Source organism: Thauera sp., from assembly GCF_035444905.1.
Classification (GTDB): Bacteria; Pseudomonadota; Gammaproteobacteria; order Burkholderiales; family Rhodocyclaceae; genus Thauera.
Genome location: NZ_DAOMPS010000089.1, coordinates 1 through 8,630, shown reverse-complemented (window position 1 = coordinate 8,630; position 8,630 = coordinate 1). Strand labels below are relative to the sequence as shown.

Sequence of the window (8,630 nt, the reverse complement as noted above, 5' to 3'; positions counted from 1 at the left end):
CTGCTGTTCGCCTCGCGCGACCAGAAGGAAGGCATGCAGGCCTTCATCGAGAAGCGGCCGCCGACGTTCGAGGGGCGCTGAAGCCCGTGAGGCGCACGCCGATGCCGCCCGGCACCGGCTGCGTCCGCCCGACTTCGTCCGCCCCACTCCGCCCACCCCCGTTTCCCCCACCTGACAGGAACACCGACCCAATGTCCGACTCGCCCCTGACCCAAGCCTCCCCCGCCCCCACCGCGCCGCTCTTCCGCCTCGACGGTTGCGTCGCCATCGTCACCGGCGCCGGCCGCGGCATGGGCCGCGGCGTGGCCGGGACCCTTGCCCGCCAGGGCGCCACGGTTGCGATCAACGACTTCTTCCCCGAGCGCGCCCAGGCCGCCGCCGCCGAGCTGCGCGCGGCCGGGCTCAAGGCCCTGGCCGCGCCTGCCGACGTGACCGACTACGAGGCGGTGCAGAAGATGGTGGCCGCCGTGCGCGAGCAGGCCGGCATCGTCGACGTCTACGTCTCCAACGCCGGCGTACCGACGAGCGGCATGGGCTACGGCAAGTTCCTCGAGTCCAAGCCCGAGGACTGGGAACGTTTCGTCAAGCTCAACATGTACGGGCTGATGAACGGCTGCCACGCCGTGCTGCCCGGCATGATCGAGAAGAAGTGGGGCCGCATCGTGGCGATCACCTCCGAGTCCTGGCGCGCCGCGGTGCCGATGGGCATCGCCGCCTACGCCGCCTCGAAGGCGGGCGTGGTCGGCTTCGTGCGCCAGCTCGCCGCCGAGGTCGGGCGCAAGGGCGTGAACGTGAACGCGCTCTCGCTGGGCACGATGAACAACTGGGAAGGCTCCGAGGAGCTGGCGCGCAAGAACTGCATCATCCCGCGCGCAGGATCGCCCGCCGACGTCGGCGCCGGCGTGGCCTACCTGGCCTCGCGCGAGGCCGAGTGGGTCACCGGCCAGATCGTGCCGCTGAACGGCGGCGGCATCACTGCCTGACGTAGACGGACGGCGCCCGCGGCCCAGATCGGGTGGCGGGCGCCCGGAACAGCGCAGGACGTGGGCGCGCGCCCACGCTGAGACCGCGCTCAGCCGGAGGCGCGCACCTGGTTCAAGGCCACTTCGTTCGGCGGGTTCAGCACGCACAGGGTGCCGGCCGGGTGGTAGATGTAGGGCACGCAGCGGTTGCAGTTGATGCAGCCCGAGGTGCGCACCTCGCCGCGCCGGAACTTGTTCACCAGTTGCGGATCGTGGATCAGCGGCCGCGCCATCACCACCGCGTCGAAGCCCTCGGCCATCGCCTGCTCGGCGTTGGCGAGCGAGCGCGCACCGCCAAGGTAGCCGAGCGGAATGTCGACCGCCGCACGGATGCGGCGCGAATACTCGAGGAAATACATCTCGCGGAACTGCACCCTGGGCGTGCCGAGCTGCGACAGCTTCATCATCAGGCCGGTGAGCCAGCTACCCTTGAGCACCTTCTTCATCTCGTCCATGTCGAAGTTGCTGCCGAACATGAACCAGCCCGACTCGATGTTGCGCCCGCCCGAGAGCACCAGCAGGTCCGCGCCGGCCTCCTGCAGCAGGCGTGCGGTGACGATGGCGTCGTCGGCGGTGGCGCCGCCCGGCACGCCATCGGCGACGTTGATCTTCGCCAGCACCGCCATCTGCCCACCGACCTTCTCCTTCACCCGGCGCAGCACCTCGGCCGGGAAGCGCGCGCGGTTCCGGGCGCTGCCGCCGTACTCGTCCTTGCGCTTGTTGGAGAGCGGCGAGATGAACTGGTTGAGCAGGTAGCCGTGGCCCATATGGATCTCGACCGCGTCGAAGCCGGCCTGGCGGCACAGCTCGGCGGCGTCGACGAACTGCTGGGCGACCATGTCCATGTCGGCACGGGTCATCGCGCGCTGGAAGACGTTGCCGCGCATCAGGCCGGCCTTGTTGAGGCCGCCCGAGGCGCTCATCGTCGGCCCGTCGACCTTCACCGAGGTGACGAAGGAGCCGCCGTGGGTGAGCTGGTACGAGATCGCGCCGCCTTCCGCATGCACGGCATCGGCCAGGGCCTTGAGGTCGGGGAGGATCTCGGGACGCATCCACACCTGGTTGGGCAGCGTGCGGCCGACCTTGGCCACCGCGCCGTAGGCCACCGTGGTGAGCCCCACCCCGCCTGCGGCCATGTCGCGGTGGTGCTTGACCAGGGCCTTGGTGGGCGCGCCATCGAGCACCATGCCCTCGTTGGCGCCGGCACGGATGAAGCGGTTGCGCAGGGTCACGGGCCACAGCTTGAACGGGGCGAACAGATCGGATGCTTGGCTCATGCGGACCTCGGTGGATTCGACGCTGGATTCGACATGGGGTGGCGACGCCGCGGCGTGCTCACGCAGGAACACGCACCAGCGCCCGCAGCTCGTTCTTGGCCACCTTGTTCGACGCATTGACCGGCAGCGAGGCGAAGAAGCGCACGAAGCGCGGCACCTTGTAGTTGGCCATGCGCTCACGCGACCAGGTGATGAGCGCGCGCTCGTCCAGCGCCTGGCCGGGCCGCAGCACCACGCAGGCGCAGCCGACCTCGCCCATGCGCTCGTCGGGCACGCCGATCACCGCCACCTGGGCGATCGCCGGATGGGTGGTCAGCGCGGCTTCGATCTCGGCCGGGTAGCAGTTGAAGCCGCCGACGATGAACATGTCCTTGAGGCGGTCGGTGATGCGCAGGTAGCCGCGCTCATCCAGCGTGCCGACGTCGCCGGTGTGCAGCCAGCCTTCGGCGTCGATGGTCTCGGCGGTGGCCTTGGCGTCCTCGAAGTAACCCTGCATGACGTGGAAGCCACGCAGGCAGATCTCTCCGGCCTCGCCCGCGGCCAAGGGACGATTGTCGGCATCGACGATGCGCACTTCGGTACCCGGAATGGCATGGCCGCTGGTCAGCGCCACGGTTTCGGCGTCGTCGTCAGCCGCGCAGATCGTGGCGAGCCCGCCGCATTCGGTGAGGCCGTAGGCGGTGAGCACGACCTTGAAGCCGAGCTCGGCGCGCATGCGCTCGATCAGCACCGGCGGGATGGTCGAGGCGCCGGTGACGGCCACGCGCAGGCTGGAGAGGTCGGTCTGCGCCAGCTTCGGGTGGGCGAGCATCGACAGGTAGAGCGTGGGCGGTCCAGGCAGCACGCTGATGCGGTCGGCCTCGATGCGGCGGAACACCGCTTCGGCGTCGAACACCGGATGCGGCAGCACGGTGGCGCCGGCGATCAGGCAGGTGACCCAGCCGGCCTTGTAGCCGAAGGTGTGGAAGAAGGGATTGACGATCAGGTAGCGGTCGCCGGCCTGGATGCCGGCGATCTTCACGTACTCGATGAAGGCCTGGATGATCTGGCGGTGGGCGCTGACGACGCCCTTGGGGCGGCCGGTGGTGCCGGAGGTGAACATCAGGTCCGACATGTCGTCGGGCTGCACCGCCTGCGCCCGCACGCGCGCCTGGCCCTCGCTCACGCCCTCGCCGTCGGCGAGGAAGCGCACCCAGTCGGTGTCGGCATGGGCGCCGGCCTCGCCGATCGCCACCACCTTCTCCAGCGTGGCCGGACGGCAGCCGGCGAGCATCGCCGGGTAGTCGATGTCGAGGAAGCGGTCGACCACGAAAAGCACGCGAGCCCGGCTGCGCTCGATGATGTCGGCCGCCTCGGCGCCCTTCATGCGGGTGTTGATCGGCACCATCGCAGCGCCCGCGCAATGGATGCCGAGCGCGGCCAGGATCCATTCGGCGCGGTTGGGCGCCCAGATCGCGACCCGGTCGCCCGGCTCGATGCCATGGGCGATCAGCGCGCGGCTGACGGCGAACACGCGCGCCGGCAGGCTGGCATAGTCGATGCGGGTGTCGCCGTCCTCGATGAAGATGCGCTCGCCGTGGCGCTTTGCGGCCTCGAGCACGAGCGCCGGCAGGGTGCGGGCGAGCGGCGGTACGAAATGTGCGGTCATGATGATTCCGGTGTTGTTGCGGCGGCTCAGATGCTCATGACGAACTGGCCGCTGTCGACGCGCAGCTCGATGCCGTTGACCGCGCGCGAGGTGTCGTCGGCGAGGAACAGGATCGCCGCGGCGACGTCCTCTGGCAGGCAGGCGCGGTTCATCGGGTCGGCGTCGATGGTGAAGCGTGCCGGGTCGACGCCCTTCGGGTAGGAGCCGGCCGTCATCGGCGTCATGACGCCGTCGGGATGGATGGAGTTGCAGCGGATGCGGTACTTGGCCTTGCGGCAATGCGCGGCCACCGCGCGCGTGAGCCCGGAGATGGCGGCCTTGGAGGCGCCGTAGGCGGCGTAGTCTTCCTTGGCGGCGATACCGGCGATCGAGGACATGTTGATGATCGAGCCGCCGCCGCACTCCTTCATCAGCGCCACGCCGGCCTTGCAGCCGAGGAAGACGCTGTCGGCATTGACCCGCATCAGGCGCTGCCAGTCGTCCAGCGAGGCGTCCTCGATCGACCCCTTGATCAGGATGCCGGCGTTGTTCACCAGGATGTCGAGCCGGCCGAAGCGCTCGCGGATCGTCGCCATCACGGCGTCCCAGTCGGCCGGCGAGGCGGCGTCCTGGCGGATGAACGTCGCCTGGCCGCCCAGGCTCGCCGCCAGCGACTCGCCGGCGTCCGCGTTGAGGTCGGTGAACACGACCCGGGCGCCCTCGCTGACGAAAAGCTCCACCGTCGCGCGCCCGACGCCGCTCGCGCCCCCGGTGACGAGCGCCACCTTGCCTTCGATCCGTCCTGCCATGTGAACTGTCTCCTGTCGATTCGTCACGCGTTGCCTGCGATGTGGTGGGCGGCGATGTAGCCGAAGGTCATCGCCGGCCCGATGGTGGCGCCGGCGCCGGGATAGGCCGTGCCCATCACCGAGGCCGAGGTGTTGCCGATGGCGTACAGGCCGTCGATCGGCGAGCCGTCCGGGCGTACCACGCGCGCCTGGGCGTCGGTGAGCAGCCCGCCCTTGGTGCCGATGTCGCCCGCGTCCATGCGCATGGCGTAGAACGGCCCTTTCTGGATCGGCGCGATGCAGGGATTGGGCTTGACGTTGACGTCGCCGTAGTAGCGATCGAACACGTTGTCGCCGCGGCCGAAATCGGCGTCCTTGCCGCTGCGGGCGTAGTCGTTCATCTTGGCCACGGTGTCCTTGAGGCCGGCGGCATCGACGCCGATCTGGCGCGCCAGCTCGTCGAGGGTGTCGGCCTTCCAGTACACGCTGCCCAGCCACTCCTTGCGCAGGCGGCTGTCGGGCATGATCTGCGCGGGCATCAGCGGACCCATCGCGTAGTTGAAGCGGAAGTGGGCATCGAAGATGCACCACGCCGGAACGTTCTTGCCGCCGGTGGCGTCGCGGTCCTTGTACATGGCGTCGCCGAACTCGAGATAGCCCTGTGCCTCGTTGCAGAAACGCTTGCCGAGCGCATTGACCACGATCGCGCCCGGGAAGGCGCGCTCGGCGAACACGCCGCGCGGCTTCTCCTCGCCGACCACGGCGATGGTCGGCGCCCACCACGCCCATTCGAGCAGATCGGTGGCGGCCCCCGCGGCCATGCCGGCCTCGAGCGCGGCGCCGGTGTTGTTGCCCGGCGGCGTGGCGCTCCACTCGCGCTTGGTGGGCTGAGGGAGGTACTTCTCGCGTAGCGCCTGGTTCTGCTCGAAGCCGCCGGCCCCCAGGATCACACCGCGGCGGGCCCTCAGCGTCAGCGCGCGCCCTTCGCGCATCACGCGCACGCCGATCACGCGGTCGCCGTCGAGCACCAGGTCGCGGAAGTCCGTCTTCAGCCACAGCGGCACCTTGCGGTCGAGCAGCGAGGCGCGCAGCGCGCACACCAGCGAGCTGCCGAGGCCGGCGCGGCGGTCGTACTTGCTCTTCTTGCGCCACTTGAAGTCGAGCTTGTAGCGCAGCATCAGGCCAAGGATCTTGAAGCGCCAGCCGCGCTCGCGCGCCATGGCGACGTGGGCGTCGCGCGCGGTCCAGGAAATGCGCCCCATCAGCAGCGTCGAGGGCGAGGGGCGACGCAGATTCTGCAGTTCGTCACCGAGCGCGCTGGTGTCGAACAGCTCGGGATCGAGCGAGCGTCCGCCGGGCAATGCGCCCGGCAGGTGCTGGTAGTAGTCGGGGTACTTCTCGGCTACGTCGTAGCGCACCCGGGACTTGTCCTCGAGGTACTTGATCATCTTGGGCGCATGGTCGAGATAGGCGCGCACCTTGGCCTCGTCGGCCCTGCCGCCGCCGGCCGCCAGGATGTACTGCAGCGCGTTCTCGTAGCTGTCCTGGCCGCCCTTGGCCTTGAAGTAGTGGTTGTTGGGGATCCAGATGCCACCGCCCGAGATCGCCGACGTGCCGCCGAACTTGTCGCTCTTCTCGATCACCAGCACCGACAGACCACGGTCGGCAGCGACCACCGCCGAGGTCATCGCGCCCGCACCGGAGCCGACGACGATGACGTCCCAGCTCATCTGTGACTGATCTTGCTCGCTCACGCTCCACCCCTGATCTTGTTGGAATGCGGACGATATTGGCGGCGGCGCCGAGGCGTTTCATCGTCAATGCGGACTATGAACCCACGATCCGCACCGCAGCGGAGCGGTATCGTTCAATCGGAGGATGCCGCCGGCGAGCACTCCTTCGATCATCGTGCGCACACAGAAACGGGACAAGGAAACTGGCATGAGCACAACGACACCTACACCCTCCTCCCCGCAGGCCTCCCCTCGCCACTCCCCGGCCCGCGCCTGCCGCGTCGAGGACGTGCCGCGCTGGGACATCGAGACCGACGTCGCCGTGATCGGCTTCGGCGCCGCAGGCAGCTGCGCGGCGATCGAGGCGCGCGCGGCCGGCGCCGAGGTTCATGTCTTCGAGGTGGCGGCCGCGCCGGGCGGCAGCGCCTCGTGGTCGGGCGGCGAGGTCTATGTCGGCGGCAGCGGCGGTACGCGGGTGCAGCGCGAACACGGCTTCGAGGACAGCACCGAGGACCTTTACAACTACCTGATGATGGCCGGTGGCCCCGGCGCCGATGCGGAACGCGTGCGCGTCTATGCGGAGCAGGCCGCGGCCCACTTCGACTGGCTGGAGGCCCAGGGCGTGCCCTTCAAGGGCACCTACCTGCCCGGCAAGTGGATCGAGCCCACCACCGACGACACCCTGCTGTGGTCGGGCAGCGAGGCGGCGTGGCCCTTCAGCGCCCGGGCGAAGCCGGCGCCGCGCGGCCATACCGCCCAGTTCAAGGGCTGGGGCGGCGGCAAGGTGCTGATGGAGAAGCTGTGCGCGCGCGCCGAAGCCGTGGGCGCGATCGTGCACTGCAACGCGCGCGCACTGAGCCTGATCGTGGACCACGCCCAGGGCGTGGTCGGCGTGATCGTGCGCATCGAGGGCGAAGAGAAGTTCGTGCGCGCACGCAAGGGCGTGCTGCTGTGCGCTGGCGGCTTCATCGTCAATCGCGACATGGTGGCGCGCTTCGCACCCGGGGCGCTCGCCTGCACCGAGGTCGTCTCCGGCGGCAACGACGACGGCTCGGGCATCCGCATGGGCATGAGCGTGGGCGGCGCCACGATACACATGGACCAGTTCTTCGCCACCATCCCCTTCTTCCCGCCCGAGTCGCTGGTCAAGGGCATCTTCGTCAATGCGCGCGGCGAACGCTTCATCAACGAGGACGCTTACCACGGGCGCGTCGGCCACTACGTGCTGCGCCAGCCCGAGGGCAAGGCCTGGCTGCTGGTCGATAACACGATCTTCGGCCGTCCGGTGATCGAGCCCGACATCGAGGTGGCCGCGGTGGGCGAGACCTGGGAAGAGGTGGAGCAGGAGCTCGGCCTGCCTGCGGGCAGCCTGGTGCATACCGTCACCGAGTTCAACCGCCATGCCGCAGAGGGCGAGGACCCGCTGTTCCACAAGGCGGCGAACTGGCTGCGTCCGCTCACCGAGGCGCCCTTCGCTGCGCTGAGCTACTGCATCGGCGAGCTCAAGGCGCACGCCTTCACCATGGGCGGCCTGCACACGCGGCCCAGCGGCGAGGTGCTCGACGCCGACGGCCAGCCGATCGCCGGCCTCTACGCCGCCGGCCGCACGGCCTGCGGCCTGCCGCGCTGGGGCGAGGGCTACAGCTCGGGCATGTCGCTCGGCGATTCCACCTTCTTCGGCCGCGAGGCCGGGCGGGCCGCCGCCCGGCGCTGAAGGCGGCTCGCGACCGGGCGCCGCAAGAGAGAACGCCGCGCTCACCCCTCGGGGTGGCGCGGCGTTTTTCATCAAAGCGGGCGCGCGCGGCGGGCCGCGCCGCCCAGAAAGGCGGCGCCCCGCCCGCGTGCGAGGCTCAGGGCGTGACCTGCGCCTCCATCATCGCCAGGAAGTGCTCGGAGTACGGCGGCAGCAGACCCCACTCGCGACGCGGGTCGTGGGCCGGCGCCTTGAACACCGTGCGGGTGTGGCTGAGCTCGAGGAAACCCTCGCGGCCGTGGTAGTGCCCCATGCCGGAATCGCCCACGCCACCGAAGGGCGCATCCTCCATCGCGGCGTGGAACATCGCCTCGTTGATCGTGACCCCGCCCGACAGCGTGTGCTCGAGCACGCGCTGCTGCTCGGCTTCGTCCTCGCCGAAGTAGTACAGCGCGAGCGGGCGCGGACGGGAATTGATGTCGGCGATCAC

At 69.7% G+C, this 8,630-nt stretch carries 7 protein-coding genes; 2 read left to right on the top strand and 5 right to left on the bottom strand.

The features are described from left to right. Positions 1 to 191 precede the first annotated feature (191 nt). Positions 192 to 983, top strand: coding sequence for an SDR family NAD(P)-dependent oxidoreductase (locus PLC66_RS21355; RefSeq protein ID WP_324544212.1), 792 nt, complete (start codon positions 192 to 194; stop codon positions 981 to 983). An 89-nt stretch (positions 984 to 1,072) separates the two neighbouring features. Here the strand turns inward: PLC66_RS21355 and PLC66_RS21350 are convergent, their stop codons facing one another. The 4 genes from PLC66_RS21350 to PLC66_RS21335 are packed head-to-tail and all read right to left on the bottom strand — an operon-like array spanning position 1,073 to position 6,468. Beyond that, positions 1,073 to 2,299 carry an NADH:flavin oxidoreductase gene (locus PLC66_RS21350; RefSeq protein WP_324544211.1) on the bottom strand — a complete coding sequence of 409 codons (1,227 nt, stop codon included), beginning with the start codon at positions 2,297 to 2,299 and terminating at the stop codon, positions 1,073 to 1,075. 58 nt (positions 2,300 to 2,357) lie between these two features. Further along, on the bottom strand, positions 2,358 to 3,947 hold the full coding sequence (locus PLC66_RS21345) for a FadD3 family acyl-CoA ligase (protein WP_324544210.1): 1,590 nt from the start codon (positions 3,945 to 3,947) through the stop codon (positions 2,358 to 2,360). A gap of 26 nt (positions 3,948 to 3,973) precedes the next feature. Next, positions 3,974 to 4,735, bottom strand: coding sequence for a glucose 1-dehydrogenase (locus PLC66_RS21340; protein ID WP_324544209.1), 762 nt, complete (start codon positions 4,733 to 4,735; stop codon positions 3,974 to 3,976). Between the two features lie 23 nt (positions 4,736 to 4,758). Beyond that, positions 4,759 to 6,468 (bottom strand): FAD-dependent oxidoreductase, encoded by a 1,710-nt coding sequence (locus PLC66_RS21335; RefSeq protein ID WP_324544208.1) that lies wholly within the window; start codon positions 6,466 to 6,468, stop codon positions 4,759 to 4,761. Positions 6,469 to 6,655: 187 nt separating this feature from the next. On the opposite strand from PLC66_RS21335, the gene PLC66_RS21330 reads away from it, so the two are divergent. After that, positions 6,656 to 8,161: an FAD-dependent oxidoreductase gene (locus tag PLC66_RS21330; protein ID WP_324544207.1), complete on the top strand. Its 1,506-nt coding sequence runs from the start codon at positions 6,656 to 6,658 to the stop codon at positions 8,159 to 8,161. A gap of 136 nt (positions 8,162 to 8,297) precedes the next feature. Here the strand turns inward: PLC66_RS21330 and PLC66_RS21325 are convergent. After that, on the bottom strand, positions 8,298 to 8,630 hold a 333-nt coding region (locus PLC66_RS21325), incomplete at its 5' end, for an aldehyde dehydrogenase family protein (RefSeq protein WP_324544206.1).

What these genes read in the sequence shown, in the direction of transcription:
- PLC66_RS21330 (WP_324544207.1), top strand. Translation starts at nt 6,656, where the DNA reads ATGAGCACAACGACACCTACACCCTCCTCCCCGCAGGCCTCCCCTCGC.
- PLC66_RS21345 (WP_324544210.1), bottom strand. Translation starts at nt 3,947, where the DNA reads ATGACCGCACATTTCGTACCGCCGCTCGCCCGCACCCTGCCGGCGCTC.
- PLC66_RS21350 (WP_324544211.1), bottom strand. Translation starts at nt 2,299, where the DNA reads ATGAGCCAAGCATCCGATCTGTTCGCCCCGTTCAAGCTGTGGCCCGTG.
- PLC66_RS21355 (WP_324544212.1), top strand. Translation starts at nt 192, where the DNA reads ATGTCCGACTCGCCCCTGACCCAAGCCTCCCCCGCCCCCACCGCGCCG.
- PLC66_RS21340 (WP_324544209.1), bottom strand. Translation starts at nt 4,735, where the DNA reads ATGGCAGGACGGATCGAAGGCAAGGTGGCGCTCGTCACCGGGGGCGCG.